The organism is Stutzerimonas marianensis (assembly GCF_022810315.1).
GTDB classification, from domain to species: domain Bacteria; phylum Pseudomonadota; class Gammaproteobacteria; order Pseudomonadales; family Pseudomonadaceae; genus Stutzerimonas; species Stutzerimonas marianensis.
On record NZ_JALGRD010000002.1, the window covers coordinates 79,269 to 98,128 of the forward strand.

At 61.6% G+C, this 18,860-nt stretch carries 16 protein-coding genes; 13 read left to right on the forward strand and 3 right to left on the reverse strand.

Annotated elements, in window-relative coordinates:
• Positions 1-27 precede the first annotated feature (27 nt).
• The 10 genes from MST27_RS03365 (at position 28) to MST27_RS03410 (ending at position 12,347) form a co-directional block, all read left to right on the forward strand.
• Entirely contained in the window at positions 28-1,464 is a 1,437-nt protein-coding gene (locus MST27_RS03365) for an undecaprenyl-phosphate glucose phosphotransferase (protein WP_243604608.1), read from the forward strand.
• Positions 1,465-1,616: 152 nt separating this feature from the next.
• Entirely contained in the window at positions 1,617-2,054 is a 438-nt protein-coding gene (locus MST27_RS03370; RefSeq protein WP_243604609.1) for a low molecular weight protein-tyrosine-phosphatase, read from the forward strand.
• A gap of 15 nt (positions 2,055-2,069) precedes the next feature.
• Positions 2,070-4,280 (forward strand): polysaccharide biosynthesis tyrosine autokinase, encoded by a 2,211-nt coding sequence (locus MST27_RS03375; RefSeq protein WP_243604610.1) that lies wholly within the window; start codon positions 2,070-2,072, stop codon positions 4,278-4,280.
• A 154-nt stretch (positions 4,281-4,434) separates the two neighbouring features.
• Entirely contained in the window at positions 4,435-5,496 is a 1,062-nt protein-coding gene (locus MST27_RS03380) for a glycoside hydrolase family 5 protein (RefSeq protein WP_243604611.1), read from the forward strand.
• 351 nt (positions 5,497-5,847) lie between these two features.
• A complete protein-coding gene (locus MST27_RS03385) occupies positions 5,848-7,104 on the forward strand; it encodes a hypothetical protein (protein WP_243604612.1) in 1,257 nt (418 codons plus the stop codon).
• Positions 7,064-7,948, forward strand: a complete 885-nt coding sequence (locus MST27_RS03390; protein ID WP_243604613.1) for a glycosyltransferase family 2 protein — start codon at positions 7,064-7,066, stop codon at positions 7,946-7,948. The genes MST27_RS03385 and MST27_RS03390 overlap by 41 nt, the downstream gene beginning before the upstream one ends.
• Positions 7,938-8,699, forward strand: coding sequence for a WecB/TagA/CpsF family glycosyltransferase (locus MST27_RS03395; protein ID WP_243604614.1), 762 nt, complete (start codon positions 7,938-7,940; stop codon positions 8,697-8,699). Before MST27_RS03390 ends, MST27_RS03395 begins: the two co-directional genes overlap by 11 nt.
• A gap of 129 nt (positions 8,700-8,828) precedes the next feature.
• Entirely contained in the window at positions 8,829-9,860 is a 1,032-nt protein-coding gene (gene gmd, locus MST27_RS03400; protein WP_243604615.1) for a GDP-mannose 4,6-dehydratase, read from the forward strand.
• Positions 9,861-10,011: 151 nt separating this feature from the next.
• Positions 10,012-10,932: a GDP-mannose 4,6-dehydratase gene (locus MST27_RS03405; RefSeq protein ID WP_243604616.1), complete on the forward strand. Its 921-nt coding sequence runs from the start codon at positions 10,012-10,014 to the stop codon at positions 10,930-10,932.
• A gap of 326 nt (positions 10,933-11,258) precedes the next feature.
• On the forward strand, positions 11,259-12,347 hold the full coding sequence (locus MST27_RS03410; RefSeq protein ID WP_243604617.1) for a polysaccharide biosynthesis/export family protein: 1,089 nt from the start codon (positions 11,259-11,261) through the stop codon (positions 12,345-12,347).
• Between the two features lie 108 nt (positions 12,348-12,455).
• Here MST27_RS03410 and MST27_RS03415 read toward each other — a convergent pair whose 3' ends face one another.
• Positions 12,456-12,647, reverse strand: coding sequence for a hypothetical protein (locus tag MST27_RS03415; protein WP_243604618.1), 192 nt, complete (start codon positions 12,645-12,647; stop codon positions 12,456-12,458).
• Between the two features lie 264 nt (positions 12,648-12,911).
• Here MST27_RS03415 and MST27_RS03420 point away from each other — a divergent pair, with 264 nt between their 5' ends.
• The 3 genes from MST27_RS03420 to MST27_RS03430 are packed head-to-tail and all read left to right on the forward strand — an operon-like array spanning position 12,912 to position 16,155.
• Positions 12,912-13,706 carry a PP2C family protein-serine/threonine phosphatase gene (locus tag MST27_RS03420; protein ID WP_243604619.1) on the forward strand — a complete coding sequence of 265 codons (795 nt, stop codon included), beginning with the start codon at positions 12,912-12,914 and terminating at the stop codon, positions 13,704-13,706.
• Positions 13,703-15,253 carry a serine/threonine-protein kinase gene (locus MST27_RS03425; protein ID WP_243604620.1) on the forward strand — a complete coding sequence of 517 codons (1,551 nt, stop codon included), beginning with the start codon at positions 13,703-13,705 and terminating at the stop codon, positions 15,251-15,253. Before MST27_RS03420 ends, MST27_RS03425 begins: the two co-directional genes overlap by 4 nt.
• A 53-nt stretch (positions 15,254-15,306) precedes the next feature.
• Entirely contained in the window at positions 15,307-16,155 is an 849-nt protein-coding gene (locus MST27_RS03430; protein ID WP_243604621.1) for an FHA domain-containing protein, read from the forward strand.
• A 22-nt stretch (positions 16,156-16,177) separates the two neighbouring features.
• On the opposite strand, the gene MST27_RS03435 is transcribed toward MST27_RS03430, so the two are convergent.
• Positions 16,178-17,416 carry a sensor domain-containing phosphodiesterase gene (locus MST27_RS03435; RefSeq protein WP_243604622.1) on the reverse strand — a complete coding sequence of 413 codons (1,239 nt, stop codon included), beginning with the start codon at positions 17,414-17,416 and terminating at the stop codon, positions 16,178-16,180.
• Positions 17,417-17,587: 171 nt separating this feature from the next.
• Complete coding sequence (locus MST27_RS03440) at positions 17,588-18,610, reverse strand: GGDEF domain-containing protein (protein ID WP_243604623.1); 1,023 nt, start codon at positions 18,608-18,610, stop codon at positions 17,588-17,590.
• Positions 18,611-18,860 lie beyond the last annotated feature (250 nt).

Below are 18,860 nucleotides of genomic sequence, written 5' to 3' on the forward strand. Positions count from 1 at the left end.
AGCAATAGCCGAAGGAAGGAGCCTTGTATGCGCTTACAGTCCGTTGGAACCCTTGAGTACGCCCACCCCAGTTTCGTCGATTATTTCCTTGCTAGTGTCCGGCTGATCCACGGGCTTACTTCCGTCCTGCCAGGGGTACTCCTTTTACTGTTCCTGCCGCTGGACCTCCCTGCAGGCGGTGGCACCTTCAGCACCTTCCTGATGTTTTTCGGCGTGATCAGCGTCGTCATCTTTCAGTCGGTCGGCATCTATAGCGAAGAGGTGTTCAGTACCCTGCTGCGCTTCCGCACCATGGCGGTGGCCTGGGCCGCGGCGTTCAGCCTGCTGATCTTCATGCACCAGGGCCTGGGCATGTTCAGCTACCTCGAAGCCAAGCATCTGACGTTCTGGTTCGTCACCAGCACCGTGCTCTTCGGCGCCGAGCGCCTGATGATGCTCGCCCTGTTCCGTCGCCTGATGGCCAAGGGTATCTACCTCCAGAACGCAGTGATCCTTGGCGGTACGGACAATGGCGTGCGCGTGGCGGAGTACCTGGCGACCCACCGTGACATCCGCACCGGCGTACTCGGCTTCATCGACGATCGCCTCGAGCGCCTGCCCAAGACCCTGGCCGACCTGCCGCTGCTCGGTAACACCCGCGACCTGGAACGGATGATCCGTGAAGAAAAGGTCACCCAGGTGCTGGTCGCCCTGCCCTGGTTCGCCGACAGCCGTATCGGCCATATCATCAACGAACTTCGCAAGCTGCCGGTCAACGTCCTGCTCGTGCCCGACATGGTTGCGTTCCGCCACGCCAACAAACGCATCACCGAAGTGGGCGGCCTGCCGACCCTTATCGCGTCGGACCTGCCGCTGCGTGGCTGGTCGCCGATGTTCAAGCGAATCGAAGACATCATCCTGTCCAGCCTGGCTCTGCTCGCCGCGGCTCCGGTGATGTTGTTGCTGGCCTTGGCAATCAAGCTGGATTCCCGCGGCCCGGTGCTGTTCAAGCAGAAGCGCTATGGCTACAACAATCGGCTGATCGAGGTTTACAAGTTCCGCTCGATGTACCACGAGCGCAGCGATGCGAACGCCGATCGCCAGACGACCCGCGACGATGACCGCATCACCCGCGTCGGCCGTTTCATCCGCAAAACCAGCCTGGACGAGCTTCCGCAGCTGCTCAATGTGTTCCTCGGCAGCATGTCGATGGTCGGCCCGCGCCCACACGCGACAGCGACCAAGGCCGCGGGCGTCCTGTTCGAAGAGGCGGTATCCGAATACTCAGCACGTCATCGCGTCAAGCCCGGTATTACCGGCTGGGCGCAGATCAATGGCTACCGCGGCGAGACCGACACGCTCGAAAAAATCGAAAAGCGCGTCGAGTACGACCTGGACTACATCGAACGCTGGTCGGTCTGGTTCGATCTCTACATCCTCGCCCGGACCGTGCCCGCGTTGCTGTTGAACAAGGATGTCTACTGACTGCCCTGCGCATCACTCATAGCGGCACTGCGCCACATTCACGCGTCACGGCAGCTGGACGGAAGGAACTAATGAAGCGAGACAACCTCAGATTTGCGTTCCACAGCATCCATGCCCTCACGCCCCTAACGACCGGGCGGCGAGGCTGAGCGATGTTCAAGAACATATTGATCGTCTGTGTCGGCAACGTCTGCAGAAGCCCCGCGGCTGAAGCGCTGTTGACCCACAGACTCCAGGGAAAAGGCCTGTCGATCAGCTCGGCCGGCATAGGTGCACTAGTAGGCAACCCTATGGACAAGACTGCACATGAAGTGCTGCAGGACAACGGACTGCAACACACGAGCCACCGCGCTCGACAGGTCGACAGCGAGATGTTGCATAACGCCGACCTCATTCTGGCGATGGAGCAGAGCCACATTGCCCATATCCGTCAAATGGCCCCGGAAGTACACGGCAAGACCTTCCTGATGGGCAAATGGCTCGACGACATGGAGATTCCCGACCCGTATCGCCAGTCCAAACCGGCCTTCGAACACGTACACAGCCTTCTAGCGCAGTCCGTCGAAAGCTGGCTCCCCTATCTGAAGTAAGAAGAAGGAACTTCAATGACCACCATGCCTAGACCCATCTATGAAACCAAAGAGGACAAGGACATTGACCTGGCGCACCTCTTTGACACCTTCCTCAACAATCGGGGCCTGATTCTTTCCATCACCGGTTTCTTCGCGGCCCTCGGCGTCGCTTATGCGTTACTGGCGACGCCGGTTTACCTCGCCAGCGCGATGATTCAGATCGAACCGAAGAACGGTCTGCCAAGCCTCACCGATGTCGTCAGCAATACGCCCGCCGTTTCACCTGCGCAGACCGAGATTGCTCTGCTCAAGTCGCGGGCCGTGGTAGGCGGCGCGGTTGAAGCGCTGAACCTCGACATCATCATCGAGCCGCACTTCTTCCCCATCATCGGTGGCTTCGTCTACCGTCGTTTCGAGCCCACCGAAGAAGGTGAGCTGGGCTGGTACCCGGACGGCTTCGAAGCCTATGCCTGGGGTGGCGAATCGCTGCGGGTGACCCAGCTGATCGTGCCGGACAAGATGCACGGCGAAGAACTGACCCTCGAAGCAGCGGAGAACAACGGCTTCATCCTGCGTGATCCGGATGGTGAAGTGGTTGCGCAAGGCACCGTCGGCGAGCCGGTGGAGACGCCCGACTATGGCATTACCGTCGCCGAGCTGAACGCGCGCCCGGGCACCACGTTCAGTGTGACCAAGAACCGCACCTACGCCACCACCGAGGACTATCAGAACCGTTTGGCGGCCGGTGAGCGCGGCAAGCAGTCGGGCATCGTCAATGTCACCCTGGAAGACACCGACCCGGACAAGGCCATTCTTGTCCTGGAAGAAGTCGCCCAGCGCTACGTCGACCAGAACGTGGCACGCAATGCGGCCGAAGCCACCCAGAGCCTCGAGTTCCTCAGCGAGCAGGTACCGGAGGTGCGTCGCAAGCTCGACGCCGCCCAGACCGCACTGAACCAGTACCAGACCGGCAACCGCTCGGTGGACATCTCCGCGGAGACGCAGTCGGTACTCGACCGCATCGTCGACCTGGAAAAGCAGATCTCCGAGCAGAACCTCAAGCGCACCGAGATGGAGCGACGCTTCACGCGCCAGCATCCGAACTTCCAGGCGCTGATGAACCAGATCAACCAGCTGCAGCAGCAGAAAACTGAGCTGGAAAAGCAGATCGGCACCCTGCCCTCCACCCAACAGGAGCTGCTGCGCCTGAATCGCGACGTGGAAGTCTCGTCCGAGACCTACGCGATGCTGCTGAACAAGACTCAGGAACTGGACATCATCCGCGCCGGCACCGTGGGTAACGTGCGGATCATCGACCATGCCGCAGCCGACATCGACCAGCCGATCAAGCCGAACAAGCCGCTGATCGTGATCGTTGCCACCCTGCTGGGCGCCATCCTCGCGGTCGCCTTCGTCTATGTGCGTGAAGCGCTCAAGCGTGGCGTCGAGAACCCGGAAGAGATCGAGCGCGTCGGCATCCCTGTCTATGCGGCCATCCCGTTCAGCGAAAAGCAGGGAGCCCTGGAGAAGCGCCTGGCCAACTTCAAGCGCGACAAGAGCAACGCATCCTATCTGCTTTCGATCAACGATCCGGCCGACCTCGCGACCGAAGCCATGCGCAGCCTGCGCACCAGCCTGCACTTCGCGATGATCGAAGCGAAAAACAACATCCTGATGATCACGGGCCCGAGTCCAGCGGTGGGCAAGTCCTTCGTCACGAGCAACCTGGCGGCCGTCATTGCGCAGTCTGGCAAGAAAGTGCTGCTGGTCGATGCAGACATGCGCAAGGGCTACCTGCACAAGGTCATGCGCTGCCAGGCGGACAAGGGTCTGTCGGACATCCTGTCGGGGCGCATCACCCTGTTCGATGCGATCCAGAAGACGCAGATGAACAACCTGCACGTGATCACCCATGGGCAGCTCCCGCCCAACCCCTCCGAACTCCTGATGCACGAGAACTTCTCTCGCTTCGTCAAGGAAATCAGCACCATGTACGACCTGGTGATCTTCGACACCCCGCCGATTCTCGCCGTCACCGACGCGGCACTGGTCGGCAGCCAGGCCGGTACCACCCTGATGGTCACCCGTTACGGCCTCAACGGCGTGAAGGAGATCGAGTTTGCCAAGCGCCGTCTCGAGCAGAACGGCCTGCTGGTCAAGGGCGTGATCTTCAACGCCGTGATTCGCAAGGCGTCGACCTACAGCGAATACGGCTACTACCAGTACGAATACCAGAGCAAATGACGCCTGGTGCGGCCGCCTAGAGCGTGCCGCACCAGCCATTCGCCGACCAAGCGGCCGGCCGAGCGCCGGCAACGAGGTTCGGCGGCTGCCTCGATTCGTCCGAGCAACCCGGCTGACCGCTCTGCGGTCGGCCCCGCTTGCACAGGTACATCAGATGAGTAACAACCAACGCTCGCCGCTTCGTGCTGCGATACGGATCTTTAGCGCCCTGGCCTTGGCGACCTTCACGTCAGCCGCGCTCGCAGACGAGCAGCGCCCGGCTCCCGGTATCGACCTGGTGGGCATCAACATGTCGGGCGCCAACTTCGCACCACATGTCACACCGGGGCGAATGGGCACTCATTATTTCTTTCCCGAGAAAAAGCACTTCGCTTATTACGCGAAGAAAAACATCCGCGTGATTCGCTTTCCGTTCATCTGGGAGCGGGTGCAGCACGACCTGGACATGGGCCTGAACTTCGACCACATGCGCATGTTGCGAAAGACGCTGGACCTGGCGGCACGCCATGACCAGAAGATCATCCTCGACATGCACAACTACGGTCGTTACAAGGGCCAGCTCATCGGCTCACCCGAGGTTCCCTACGAAGCCTACGCCAGCGTCTGGCGCAAGCTTGCCGAGGCGTTCAGGGGGCATCCGGGACTGTGGGGCTACGACATCATGAACGAGCCTCACTCCACCAAGGGCCTGTGGCCCGGAGCGGCGCAAGCAGCCGTCAATGCAATCCGTGAGGTGGACAGCCAGACGCCGATCTTCATCGAAGGCGATCGCTGGGCCAGTGCGTTCCACTGGCGGCACGTCAACGAAGACCTGCTTATCGAAGACCCGGCCGACAACCTTATTTACGAAGCCCACCTGTATCTCGACAAGGACTTCTCCGGGCGCTATGCCGAAGACGAAACCGTCGATCCCATGCTCGGTGTGGAACGGGCTCGCCCCTTCGTCGAGTGGCTCCAGGAACACGGCCTCAAAGGGTTTCTGGGTGAATACGGCGTACCCGCGCACTCGGAATCGATGCTGGAAGCGATGGATGAGCTGCTCGCCTATCTGAACGAGCATTGCATTCCCAGCGCCTATTGGGCCGGCGGCCCGGGTTGGGGGGAATATGTGATGGCAATCGAGCCGATCAAGGGCAAGGATCGTCCACAGATGGAGGTGCTGCAAAAGCACATCGCCAACACCTGCTCTGATATCGGCCCGGCCGCCGCGCAATGATCCGGGTGCCCTCGATGAGCCGAGCCAAGCCTCGATCGGTCAAGCCCTCGGCCAACCGGGACCGTTCGTCCCCCGGTGAGACTCTCGTCGGAAAATACGCAACTTTTGAAAAAACCTCGGTTTTTCACGCAACCCATAGGAACACGGCTTGTCAAACCCCTCGATCGGCCATGGTGGGTTAATCCAGATGTCGGGATGGGTCTACCAGGCGCCATCGGGCGCTCCTCGCATGCATTCAGGCTCGGCGTCCTACACCTGGATTTGCTGCAAATGCGCCTCTTGGCAGACGGGAAGACTTGAGCTGCAACCGAGTGGTTCTGGACAAGGGAAAAGCACCGAAGGATTCAGGTGATGACGACTATCAGCTCAAAGATCATATTTTTGCCATTGACGGTACTGGCGGTCATCCTGCACTTCTCGGTGTTCGGTGACAGTACTCACAACCCCATCGGTTTCAAATTCCTCAACGAGGCCTACCTGGCGTTATGCCTTGGTTTCGCGTTGCTGTTGGTGCTGGCCAGTTCCGAGGAAGCGTCGCGCGAACTGCGCGTATTGATGTATTACGCCGTCTATAGCGTGTTCGTGTTCACCGTGTTGCCTGCGGTATTCGCCTACCACACCTTCGGCCAGCCGATCATGTACGGGCTGATCGAGGAGCGGCGGATCCTGTTCACGTTCGGCTTCGTGCCGCTGCTGCTGCTCTCCAAGCGCATCAGCACGCTGCAGTTCGAACGAGCCATCATTTACGCAGCACTGATCGCTGTGTTTCTTTCCTGGTGCTTCAAGTTCGGCCTCGTACCGGACCTACGTGAAGAGCAGACGGCCTGGGACCGCCCGGACCGCTCCTCCATCGGCCCCTTCCTGATCTGCTTCGCCTATTTCTATTGCATCCAGATCTGGTCCAACGGCAAGTCACCGATCAACGGCGAGGCCAGACAACGCAGTCTTTACATGGTGATTGCCGCCATTCTGCTGCTTACCCTGGTGTTCGCGACCCAGACTCGGCAGCTGATCGTGCTGTGCCTGGCTTTCACCTTGTTCTGCCTGCGTGCCAAAGCCGTTATCTGGGCCGCGTCGCTCTGCGTGCTGCTCTCCCCGTTCTTCTTCTACCCGGAGCTGCTGGAAACCTTCGGCATGAATCTGGAGTTTTATCAGGAGAACCTGGAGGGTGGCGTCGAAGACGGCGTGCGTCCTTACACCATCGCCTCGGTGTTCAATCACCTCGACCTGGTCAACTGGCTGCCGAGCGGCTCGCTTTCGCTGATGTGGCAGGACGGATTCATCCCTTACTTCGGTGAGCATTTCTTCCTGTCGGACATCGGCATCATCGGCACCCTGTTCCGCTTCGGGTTCCTGACCTTCCTGCTGGTCCCACTGACGCTCTACATCTATCGGCGCATTGCGCGGAATATCGATCCGCAGATGGGCTTCACCTATTCGGTCATGTTGGCGTTCTTCGTGATCTGGCCATTGAACGGCCTGTTCGAGTACACCCAACCGGTCATCTGCATGCTTTTAGTGATCCATGCCCTGAGAGCACGTCATCTTCGCAGCAAGGAACGAGTCCATGAACGTCGCACTTATTCTCAACTACAAAGCTGCTACTGAGACCATCAGCTGCGCTGAGAGCCTCCTGGCGCACTGCCCGACCGTGAACCATATCGTGGTCGTCGACAACGACTCCCAGGATGGTTCGGCCGCTCAGCTCCAGGCGTGGCTGGACGAGAAGGCGCATCCGAATGTCACCTTTCTCCGCAACCCCGAGAACAACGGGTATGCCGGAGGCAACAACTACGGGCTGCGCTGGGCGATGGAGCATCTGCAGCCGAGCTATTTCTGGGTGATCAACAACGACACCTACGTCGATAGCGATGCCTTTTCGCCGCTGCTGCAGGCGTTGCAGGCAAACGATCGTCAGTTCGTGGGCTCGTTGGTGCTCAGCGCCGATACGGGTCGCCTGGAATGCTACGGCGGCGGCAAGCTGTACCCAATCCTCGGCAAGGCTCGGCTGCTCGGCAAGGACCAGAGCCTGGAAGCCATCGACGAGCAGCGACAGACGCATGCCCCCGACTACATCATGGGATGCAGCCTGGCTTTCTCCGCGGCACTGACGCGGGAGATCGGCCTGATGGACGAGGCGTACTTCATGTATTTCGAGGAAGTGGACTGGCAATACCGTGCACGGCGCTTCGGCATCACCAGTCAAGTCATCCCGGCCAGTCGTCTGTTCCACTACGGATCATTGAGCCTGGGTAGTCGCTCGGCGTTCTACCACTACTATCGCAACCGCGCGGCGACCCGCTTCAACAAGCGGTTCTACGGGCCGGCGTTCGCCCTCACTTCTGCCTTTCTTCTTTCAGCGGTTACAACGCTCAAGGAGTATCGAAATCCCACTCTGGCCTGGTCGGGTATCAAGGGCGCATTCAAGGGAGTAGCAATGAGTGTCAAGTGATACTACAGCGTTCGGAATCGACTTCTATTCCGGCAACAAAAAGGCATTTCTGAATTGCGTCCGGGAGGGTGTGAAGCAGCCGTTCTCGTTCGTTGTAACCCCAAACGTCGACCATCTCCTGCAGATGGAGACCGACGGGCAACTACGGGACGCCTACGCCAAGGCACGCTGGCGGCTGTGTGACAGCCGCATCCTGCTGTCACTTCTCGACAGGCTGGGCGTACACCTACCCGAGGCCATTCCCGGCAGCGACCTGACCCTGGAGCTGCTCAAGTGGGCGGACCAGGAGCGGCTTCGTATCGTGCTGATCGGCGGTCTGGAGACCGAAGCGGCCAAGCTGCGCACCATCTATCCCGGCCTGACGCTGTACCACTACAACCCACCGATGGGGTTCATCAAGAAACCGGACGAAGTCCAGCGCTGCCTGGAATTTGTTCGCCAGCACCCTTCGGAGCTGGTGCTCTACGCCGTCGGTACGCCGCGCGGCGAGATCCTTGCTGCCGCCACCCAGCCTCATGAGCGGACCGGCATGGGCTTTTCCATAGGCGCCTCGATCTCCTTCGCGACCGGCACCATCAAGCGTGCGCCCAAATGGATGCGCGAATGCAAACTCGAGTGGCTGCACCGTATGTGCATGGAGCCCAAGCGCTTGGCCAAGCGTTACTTCGCCGATGCGGTCTACATCGTGCCGGCCTACCTGAGGGAACGAAGCTTGCGGCAGAAACCCACACCGACCAAACAGGAATCTTGACGCGCGCCGATTGGCGATTGCCTGTCGTGAAACCTGACGGATGACCCGCCGCCGGCCCAGGCTCCCGAGAGCGCGCCGGTAGCACGAACACAAACCAACCCTATCACTCACAGGAATACAGGGAAGACCATGAAAGCGATCATCACAGGCATTACGGGACAAGACGGTGCGTACCTCGCCGAGCTGCTGCTCGAAAAGGGCTATACCGTTTATGGCACCTTCCGCCGCACCAGCTCGGTGAACTTCTGGCGGATCGAAGAACTGGGGATCGACAAACACCCGAACCTGCACCTGGTCGAGTATGACCTGACCGACTTGTCCTCGAGCATTCGCCTCATCGAAACGACCGAAGCGACCGAGGTATACAACCTCGCAGCGCAAAGCTTCGTGGGGGTCTCCTTCGAGCAGCCGCTGACCACGCTGGACATCACCGGTGCGGGGGCCGTGAACCTGCTGGAAGCCATCCGTATCGTCAATCCGAAGATTCGCTATTACCAGGCGTCCACCTCGGAAATGTTCGGCAAGGTGCAGGCGATTCCGCAGATCGAGACCACCCCGTTCTATCCGCGCAGCCCCTACGGTGTGGCCAAGCTCTACGCGCACTGGATGACCATCAACTACCGCGAGTCCTATGACATCTTCGGGAGCAGCGGCATCCTGTTCAACCACGAGTCGCCGCTGCGAGGCCGCGAATTCGTGACCCGCAAGATCACCGACTCGGTCGCCAAGATCAAACTCGGCCAGCTGGACGTGCTTGAACTGGGCAACATCGACGCCAAGCGTGATTGGGGCTTTGCCAAGGAATACGTCGAGGGCATGTGGCGGATGCTGCAAGCCGACGAGCCCGACGTTTTCGTGCTTGCGACCAACCGCACCGAGACCGTGCGCGACTTCGTGACACTCGCCTTCCGCGCCGTCGACGTCGAGCTGGTCTGGGAAGGAAGCGGTGACCGGGAGATGGCCATCGACAGCGCAACGGGCAAAGTGGTGATGCGCGTCAATCCGAAGTTCTATCGCCCGGCCGAGGTCGACCTGCTGATTGGCAATCCGCAGAAGGCCAAGGAAAAGCTCGGGTGGGAGCCGAAGACATCGCTCGAGCAGCTTTGCCGCATGATGGTCGATGCGGACCTGCGCCGTAATCAGCAGGGCTTTTCGTTCTGACCCACGGTTGGCGCCAGTTCGCTTGGCGCCAGCTGGAGGCACTGCCCCACCCGCGGTGACGCACCGGGGCAGTTTTACCTCGATTGGCAGTGGGCGACGTACACCCACCCCTGCCACTGGAACCGGAAAACCTCATCCTGTTGAGAAGATCATGCTGAAAGTGCTGATTACGGGCATCACCGGCTTCACCGGCCGATACATGGCAGAAGAGCTGGCTGCGCATGGTTACGATGTGCATGGCCTGAGCTACCGGGAGCCGAAAGGCGAATTGCCAGCCTGCATTTCCGCTATCCACTGTTGTCCGCTGGACGACGGTGAAAAGCTTCGCACCCTGCTTGCCGACATCCGACCGTCCTATGTCGTGCACCTGGCGGCCGTTTCCTTCGTCGCCTTCGCCGATGCCGATGCCATTTATCAGGCGAACCTGCTCGGCACCCGCCGCCTGCTCGAAGCACTGCGAAGCACGGCCTCCGACCTGCGTGCGGTTCTGCTGGCCAGCAGCGCCAACGTCTACGGCAACGCCACCGAGGGCGTGCTGGACGAATCCACCCCGCTGGCGCCGGCCAATGATTACGCCGTCAGCAAGGTCGCCATGGAGTACCTGGCGAAGCTGTATGCCAGTCGGCTACCGCTGATCGTCACCCGTCCCTTCAACTACACCGGCATCGGTCAGGCGGAGCAATTCCTGATTCCCAAGATCGTCGCTCATACACGCCGCAAGGCCGCTGTGATCGAACTTGGCAACCTGGACATCGCGCGGGATTTCTGCGACGTCCGCCAGGTGGTGCAGGCCTATCGGCGCCTGCTCGAAACACCGGCGGCCGTAGGCGAGACCGTCAACATCTGCTCAGGCTCTGCCTATAACCTGGAATACGTGCTTCAACATGTGGCGGCCATTTCTGGTCATCGCATGGAGGTTCAGGTGAACCCGGCCTTCGTGCGCAGCTCGGATGTAAAGAACCTGTTTGGCAGCAAGACCAAGCTGACGACGCTTATCGGCGAACTGTCGCCGATCGAATTACGCGACACCTTGCGCTGGATGATCGAGGCGCCGCCACAAGCGCTCCAGTAACCTGCTTATTCCCTCGCACGAGCGAAGGCACTGTTCTGCGAACACACGCGTGCTGCGCGCCTGCCTGATCGTGGAGCGCCCGCGCCAGAGCCGCCTGTATCCATTGCCGCTAAATCCTGTGATGCATTCGGTGCTCTGAACGTGAACCCGCAAGGAACGCAGCGGTCTATGGCTACTGTGAGCGAAGCCACCCCACCGGGTGCTTCGCCAGCGAGTGAAGAGACGACTGTTGGCCTCGGGCCGACGCCGCGACTTCCTTTGTTCAAGAGTGAATCCAGCCGTTTCACTTCGTGAAAAACAACTATTCCGTCAAGGATGAAGCCCCCATGAAACCATTATTTGCTCTCGCGTTCTCTTCAGTGCTGGTGCTGCAGGGATGCGTATTCGCACCCGGCCAATATCTCGATCCGGACGTTTTCAAAGACGGCGCGGAAATGGAAGATGGCAACGTCCAGCTGCTTCGCATCACCCCCGATATGCTCAAGGGCGACCTGTCGTCCGACATGGGCACCTCGAGCAAGCAGGAACTGCTGGACTACAAACCCGAGGCCTACCGTATCGGTGCCAACGATCTGCTCTACATTACCGTGTGGGATCACCCGGAGCTGACCGCGCCATCCGGCCCGCAGCAGCAGATCGACGCCAACGGCCGTCTGGTTCGCCCTGACGGCACCCTGTTCTACCCTTACATCGGCAATGTTCAGGCCGCAGGCCGCACGATCGAAGACCTGCGTACGGAAATCGCTCGCCGCCTCGCCAACTACGTTGACAGCCCTCAGGTAGACGTCAGCCTGCTGCGTTTCGGCAGTCAGCGCGTCGTGCTGTCCGGCGCATTCAACACCGCTGGCGAAGTTCCGGTCACCACCGCCCCGATGACCATCGTTCAAGCGATCGGCCAGGCTGGCGTGGATACCGACACCGCTGACCTGTCCGGTCTGATGCTTAAGCGCGATGGCCGTGAATACATGATCAACCTGGACGACATGAATCGCCCGGACTCCTGGCTGCACCAGGTCTACCTGAAGGACGGCGATCAGCTGCACCTGCCCTATAACGACCAGAAGAAGATCTACGTCCTGGGCGAAGTGATCCAACCGCAGGCGCTGAGCTTCAAGACGACCAGCTACAACCTGATGGACGCGATCGGTACGGCTGGCGGCATCCGCCAGGAAACCGCTGATGCCGAAGCGGTCTACGTGATTCGCGGCGCCGAGAACATCGCCACGGAACAGGCCAAGGTATTCCAGCTCAACGCCACCTCGCCGACGGCCTTCGCTCTGGCCAAGAGCTTCCCGCTCCAGCCGCAGGATGTAGTGTTCGTCGGGCCAGCCGGTATCACTCGCTGGAACCGCTTCATCAGCCAGTTGCTGCCATCCGCCTCGGTGGTAGGTGTTGGCGCCGCGTTCAACCGCTGATAGCCCTGGCGGCCTGACAGCAGGCTGACCGTCGAAACCGCAGCGTGCCCCGGGCCGCTGCGGTTTTTTCATGCCCGCGCCAGCGCCAGCTAGCACCAGCGTGCTCTGTCACTCGGTCGGGATGGTCGGATCGTCTTCGAACAGGTCGATGTCCTCGTCGGTCAAGCCCGCATCGTCCGGGTCGGACATAGGCGTGTCATCGATGCTGGCTCCGTCCGGATCGCCGGGAAGCGTTTCGCCCACCTCTCCGTCATTCGCCGCCTGCAATGTCATGGCCACGGCTGTCATCTCGTCTCGCATATCTCACCTCTCGGCAGGACCCCAATGGCCCATGGAGTTGAGACAACATGCGCTCGCACCCGGACCAGACCGTCGGTCTGCATCCACCCGTTACAACTCTCGACAGGATCGCGCACCGCCGCAGCGATGGAATTAAGCGCAGGCAGGGACGACTGGTTAACACTTTCCTCGCCTGAGCCCCGACGGGCGGTGACAGTGATCAACCGCGGACGCATCATGCCGGAATCGTTTTAGCCGCTCATACCCGAGGTCTCTAAGCCCCGCATGGCCCCGCACCCGCCCTCGCACGTGCTCGATTCCGCCGGGCTGACCTCGCCCGGACGCAAGCGAGACCATAACGAAGACGCCCTGCTCTGCTGCCCCGCGCTCGGACTCTGGGCGGTCGCCGACGGCATGGGTGGCCACCAGCTCGGCGAGGTCGCAAGCGCCGTCGCGCTGGCAGCGTTGCAGCAGGCTGTCGCCGCGGGCAATGATCTGCGCTCGGCCGTCCAGGCAGCCAATCACGCCGTGCGTACCGCGGCGGCACTGCCCGGCATGGGGACCACGATCGTCACCGTGCTCTTCGATGGCGCCGAGTTCGAACTGGCCTGGGTGGGCGACAGCCGTGCCTATCGAGTGAATTCCGCTGGGATCCTGCCGCTGAGCCGCGACCACAGCTGGGTCCAGGCAATGATCGACGCCGGTGAGATGCGTCCCGACGAAGCCACCCGCCATGGCTGGCGCAACGTGATCCTGCAATGCCTCGGGCGGGACGAAGCGCCGGAGATCGGCCTGCTGACCGGAACGTTGCAGCCGGGTGAGCTCCTGCTGCTCTGCAGCGATGGCCTCAACGGCGAACTGACCGACGATGAGATCCATCGGCTGTGCGTCGAAGCCGACACGCTCGAACAGCTCGTCGAGCGGCTCGTCGCCGAAGCCAACACCCGCGGTGGACGAGACAACATCACCTGCATCGTGCTTGGGCGTTCGCTGACCGATCAGGTCACACCATCACTCGGGCAGCGTGTCCTGCACATGCTGTCGAAACCCCTCAAATCCCTGGTAGGCCGAGCGTCATGACGGAGCGGATGTTGGAAGTACCCGGCTATCGCTTGCACAAGCGCCTGGGCAAGGGCGGCATGGCCGAGGTGTATCTCGCGACCCAGTTGTCGCTGGATCGGGAAGTGGCACTGAAAATCCTCCTCGCTACCGACGACGAGGCCTTCGTCGAGCGCTTCATACAGGAAGGGCACATCGTCGCTTCCTTGCGTCACCCCGCAATCATCACCATCCATGACATCGGCCAGATCGCCGACGGACGCCATTATCTGGCCATGGAATACATCGGCGGCGGTGACCTGGCTCAGCATCGCGGCACCGTCATGTCGCCGTCCCGAGCCCTGGATATTGTTCGCCAGTTGGCCGGCGGGCTGGCGGTCGTTCACGACAATGGCCTGGTGCACCGCGACGTCAAGCCAGCCAATGTGCTGTTTCGCGACGACGGTAGCGTCGTGCTGACCGACTTCGGCGTGGCCAAGGCGGTCGAGCTGGACAACGAACTCACCCATTTCGGCATCGCGGTCGGTAGCCCGGCCTACAGCAGCCCGGAACAGGCGCAGTGCCAGCCGCTCGATGCGCGGAGCGACATCTACAGCCTTGGCGTCATCCTCAGCGAGATGCTGCTCGGCACGAACGTGTTCAGGGCCGCCAGCTATCCGCAAACGGTGCTCAACCACCTTCAGCTGCCTCCGCCCGAGCTTCCACCAGCACTTGCGCCTTATCAGACCCTGATCGATCGCATGCTGGCCAAACGCCGCGAAGACCGGTTCGCCAATTGCCGTCAGCTTCTGGCGGCCATCGAGACACTTACCGAACCGGACATGGACATGACCCGCATCGCGCCGGCGCTGGATCTGTCTCGGCAGGCCCGCCCCCCATCCGGCCAAGGCAGACGCCGCCGCTGGGTGATCCCGGCCGTCGCCGCCGTGCTGCTGATCGCGCTGGCCGTCGGCGGGCAGCAATGGTATCGACACCAGCAGATCCACGACTTCCTCGCCCGAGCCGAGGTAAGCCTGGCCGAGGGAAGCCTGACGAGCCCGGTCGACGACAACGCCGATCACTACTTCCGCGAAGCCCTGCGCCTGGATCCGGACAATGCTCAGGGCCTGGACGGTCTACGGCGTGTCCTCGATGCGCGCATTCAGGGCTATCTGCGGCTGGCCGAACAGCGGCTGACAGAGGACCAATTGCTGCTGCCAGCCGAAGACAGCGCCGTGCATTACTACCGGCAAGTCCTGGGCTGGGTACCCGAACACGCGGCCGCGCTGGACGGCATCCAGCGGGTGCTGCAGCGCTACGCGGCGCTCAGCGAGGCGGCGTTCGGCCGGCGCGAATATGCGCTGGCACTCGAATACATTCAGCAGGGGCTCGAGGTTGCGCCGGATGACCCCACCTTGTTGGCCCTGCGTGACGACCACCCACGGCGTGTCGCCAGCGCGCGCGCCGCCCGGGCCCCCGCGCGAACGCAAGTGGCTGCGCCGGCCCGAACCGCGCGCTCGGCCGACGCACCGGCCCAGGCTTCGGCCAACCCCGTCAAGCGGCTCTGGAATCGAATATTCAAGCAATGACGACCCAACCCTCTCAGGGTTTGGTCACGCCATCAGCACAAGGTAAGGCACAGATGCTCAGGATCCACTTCGCTGACAACCGACAGGCCCCGGTCTGGCTTGCGGATGAACACTTCACCTTCGGCGCGGATGCGACGAACGATCTGGTCCTCAAGGATGCGGATGTCGCCGCTTTCCACGCCAAACTGCGCCAGGAGAATCGCTTCTACTACCTCACCGATCTTGGTACCGCGGGCGGTACCTTTGTCAATGAGGAGCGGATCGGCGAGCGCTATCAGATCCGTTCCGGTGACCGCGTACGCCTGGGATCGGTGGAGCTGCAGATCCTCGACCCCGCCAAGGTGGGCGCCAGGACCGGGCAAGCACCGCGCTGGTTGCTGCAGGTATTGCAAGGCGAAAACCAGGGTCACAAGTACCACATCACCGGATCCATGACCTTCGGCCGCTCGGTCAAATGCGAACTCTGCTTCAGCGACCCTGAACTATCGCGCCGGCACGCCGAGTTCTTCCTCAAGGGTGATGTGCTGGAAGTGAAGGATCTCGCATCGGCCAACGGCCTCAAGGTCAACCGCGAGCGTGTTACCACCGCCGTGCTGCAGCCGGGCGACCAGGTGCAGCTCGGAAGCACCACGCTATTGGTCATCGGTCCGAAAGTGTCGGTGACCGAGGCGATTGACGAAGACGCCACCGTTTTCATGGCCGCCTCGGAGCTGCCGCCCATCACGGCGCCGTCGCCCGCCCCGAAGCCGTCGCAGCCACGCCCCGCGAGCCCGAACCCGCTCAAGCCCGCCATTGCCAATGCTCCGGTTCAGGCCGCGCCCGCCAGTTCGCGGCGCAACGCCATCCTGGTTGCGGTGCTGATCGTCGCCGCCGGAGTTGCACTGGCTCAGCAGTTCCTCTGAGCCCTTTCTTAGCCCATGCGCCCTACTCGCCCAGACGCTGCGGCCGTCCCAGCAGGTAGCCCTGGGCCTTGACGACATTGAGCTGGCGCAGCGCGGCCAGTTCGTCGTCTGTCTCGACGCCTTCGGCGATGATTCGGCACCCCGTCTCTTCGGCGAACCGGATCAGGGCTGCTGCCAGGGCGCGAGAATGGGTATCGGAGTCGATATTGGTGATCAGGCTGCGGTCCAGCTTGATCACATCCGGTCGCAGCTTGAGGATATGTCGAAAGCTGGCGTAGCCCGCGCCGGCATCGTCCACGGCCAGGCGCAGGCCGCGTCTGCGCAGCGGCTCCAAGGTCGAGGCGATCACAGCGTAGTCCTCAATGGAGCAGTGTTCGGTGACTTCGAGCATCAGCCGTTCGAGCGGGTAACGGGACAACAGCTTGACCACGCTGCCGTCCAGGATCGCCGCCGGGCAGGCATTCAGCGACAGATAGACATCCGCTTCGATGCGTTGCAGGCCCCGCAGTGCCTCTTCCAGCACAGCGATCTCCAGCACCGAGCGCAATCCGACCGCGCCCGCCTCGTCGAACCAGCGATCCGGGGCGCGATAGGGTTCGGGATGAAAGCGCGCCAATGCCTCGTACCCTACGATGCGCTGATCGATCAGATGGACGATCGGCTGGTACAGGGTGTGGTAGGCCCGCTCGGTCAGCACATGCGAGATACGGGTCAGCCGCTCCTCGAACACCTTCTCGCTGGCGGCATGGCGCTCCAGTAGCCGGCCCGCGAACCGCGCGAACAGATGGAGGGTGTTGACATCGTAGTCACGCAGCGTGTCGTCAGGCTCGGTGCTGAAACAGCAAAAGGTGCCGTAGAGGGTGCCATCGCTGAAGCGGATTGGCACGCTGAGGTGAGCACCGACGGGCAGCTCCCGCGTGATCGGCAACGACAGCGCCTCACGCAGCTCGGTCGCATCGCGAATCAGCGACGGTAAACGACCGTCGACCACGCGCTGACAATAGCTGTCCGCCAGTGGACCGGAATCGCCCGGCTTGAGCGGAAGCGCGCGAATCTGCCCTTCGATGTAGCGGAACACCCGTTGGCCTTCGCGGAACTGGCTGATGAACGCCACCTCCATGCGCAAATGCGACTTCACCGACCGCAACGCTTCGGACAGCATCTCGCCGACCGAAAGCTGGCTGGCATCCAGACGAGCCAGTGCGGACGCGGGATCGTTGCTCAAATTGGATAGGAGTTCGTCGGTGCGAGCGTTCGACATTGGCATCTCCCGGCAATCTCATGCGTTCTTCTGAGCGTAGCCACGACCTGCCAGGCAGTTAGCCGGCATGGATAACAGGTAGACAACCGGTTGCCTGCCAGTGCACAACCGGGGCTCGTCCATGAAAAGGTGCTATCGGAAATGACCGGCCATACCCATCGCCCATTACCTTCAGCCCAGCTCGATACAGTTGCGGCCATTGGCCTTGGCTCGGTAGAGGGCGCTGTCGGCACGATGGATGGCCTGAGCCAGCGTCTCATCCCGCATTTTGAGCGTTACGCCCAGGCTGATGGTCATGCTCAGGGAGACGCCTGCACACAATAGGGGCGTTTCCACGATCGCCTGTCGCGCACGCCTGGCGAGCTGAGCCAACTCCTCGCGCTGATTGACCAGCACCAGTATCAGGAACTCTTCACCGCCCAACCGCACCAGGATGTCGTCGGCACGCAGGGTGGCCTTCAGCCGGCGCGCCGTCTGGACGATCGCCTGATCGCCGACGGCATGGCCATGGCGGTCATTGACTGACTTGAAGTGATCGAGATCGCCGTAGAGCACGCCAACCTTGGTGTCGTTCGCCAGTGCCGCCTTTTCCAGCGCCTGGCCGAAATACTCCAAACCCTGGCGATTCCAGGCCTGAGTCAGCGGATCGGTCATCGCCCGGTGGCGTTCGGCATCGAGCGTCTGATACAGCGTGCGAATGTGCGTGCTCTGTACGCGATGCAGCACATGCCACTCGGCCAACGAGGCCAGATCGACAAGCATGCTGCGCTCGGCGTCGCTCAACTGCCTGGGTTCGGGATGCAGCAGGCACAGCGTGCCAATCGGAAAACCATTCACGCGGATCGGATGGCCGGCATAGAGGCGGATGTAGGGCGGCGCGGTCACCAGCGGATTCGACAGAAATCGGGGGTCATCGAGCGTATCGGGCACCACCAGCGAGTGCCGCTGCAGGATGGTGTGGCTGCAAAACGCGATATCGCGAGAGGTCTCGCTCAGGGGCATGCCGGTACGGGCCTTGAACCACTGCCGGTCGCGGTCGATCAGGCTGATCAGCACCGTCTCCACGCCGAACGCACTGCGCGCCACCCGGACCAGGGTGTCGAGGTACTCGTCGGCCGCCGTGTCGAGCAGGTTCAGGCAATCGAGGGTGAATTGCCGCAAGGCTTCGTCAGGATGAGGCGGCGCGATGATCATGGCTGTACTTCAACAGGATGAAGAAACGGCAACCCGACAGCTGCCTTGGAACGGGTGGCGAGACCACATCCCACAATCTAGTCGAGAATGGCCCGTCCTGCTGGCCGCACGGCTTGCCAGAGCGGCCGGAGGCCGGAGGCGCCGCCGCGTCCGGCTCATATCGAGCGACAAACAAGGTGGGCGCTAATTGAACAGTTACGTCCCTAATCGCCCAGCCATGGTTACGGCCAGTTCGCCGGGTTTGCTTGAT